Source organism: Rickettsia fournieri (genome assembly GCF_900243065.1).
Classification (GTDB): domain Bacteria; phylum Pseudomonadota; class Alphaproteobacteria; order Rickettsiales; family Rickettsiaceae; genus Rickettsia; species Rickettsia rickettsii.
In genome coordinates this window covers 1-1,207 of record NZ_LT978480.1, presented here as the reverse complement: position 1 = coordinate 1,207, position 1,207 = coordinate 1, and the positions used below count along the sequence as shown (strand labels likewise).

The window sequence follows — 1,207 nt, the reverse complement described above, 5'->3', positions numbered from 1 at the left end:
ATATAATCAATTGTCAGATATAAAACTTTGAATACTGAGTCGTCATTTGGAAAAACACGTTTATTTTTTGTAACTTTTCTCAACTGGCTATTCAATGATTCTATTGCATTTGTAGTGTAAATTATCTTACGAATCCTGTCAGGATATTGCAAGAATATTATCAAATGCTCCCAATTATTATACCAAGATTTAGCTATATGCGGATATCGCTTGCTCCATTTTTTATCAAAATTCTCTAACGCTAATTCCGCTTCTTTTTCAGTAGTAGAAGTATAAATTAGCTTCAAATCCGCTGCTAATTGTTTTCTATCTTTATATGATACATACTTGAGACTATTCCTAATTTGATGAACTATACAAAGCTGATGTTCCGTCTTTGGATATACTGCTAAAATAGCTTCAGACATTCCGCTTAGATTATCGCTACAAGCAATTAAGATATCTTTTACTCCTCGATTCTTCATTTCAGTAAAATTACCAAGCCAAAACTTAGCTCCTTCATTCTCACTGATCCATAATCCTAAAATATCTTTTTTCCCAAATAAATCTATACCTAAAGCTACATATACTGATTTATTAATGATAAGTTTATCTTGTCTTACTTTAACTACCAAACAATCAAAATATACTATAGGATATACTGACTCAAGAGGCCTACTTTGCCAAATTCTTACCTCATCTATTACTTCATCTGTAATCCTGCTGATTAAGCTCTCACTGATCTCAGCTCCATATAATTCTTGCAATTGGCTTTTAATATCAGACAAACTCATGCCCTTTGCATATAAGGATATTATCTTTTGGTCTAATCCATCTATTCTTGTTTGTTTCTTTGAAACTATTATTGGCTCAAACTTACCTTGCCTGTCTCTTGGAATATTTAGCTCTATAGAGCCATTCTCACTGATCAGATTCTTACTAAAACTACCATTCCTCGCATTCTCAGTTCCAGCTCTATCATACTTGCTGTAACCTAAATGCTCTGACATCTCAGCTTGCAGGACTCTTTCTAAAATACCCTTAGTTAATTCCTTAATTAATCCATTCTGACTAAGTACTGCCTTTAAATCCGCCCCTCCTTCTATTAATAGATCTATTGCTTCATTTATTTTTTTATTCTTTTCTACATGCATTGCTGTTACCTATATTTTTAATTACTTCTTAATATAGGCTCAATAATAATTTACACAATCATTGCAAAAGACTC

The 1,207-nt window shown here is 32.1% G+C and carries 1 protein-coding gene; it reads right to left on the bottom strand.

Translation table 11 applies throughout. The features are described from left to right. Positions 1-1,133, bottom strand: a 1,133-nt coding sequence (locus C4Q30_RS00005) for an IS256 family transposase (RefSeq protein ID WP_103896831.1), incomplete at its 3' end; no start/stop codon positions are given. Between the last annotated feature and the right edge of the window lie 74 nt (positions 1,134-1,207).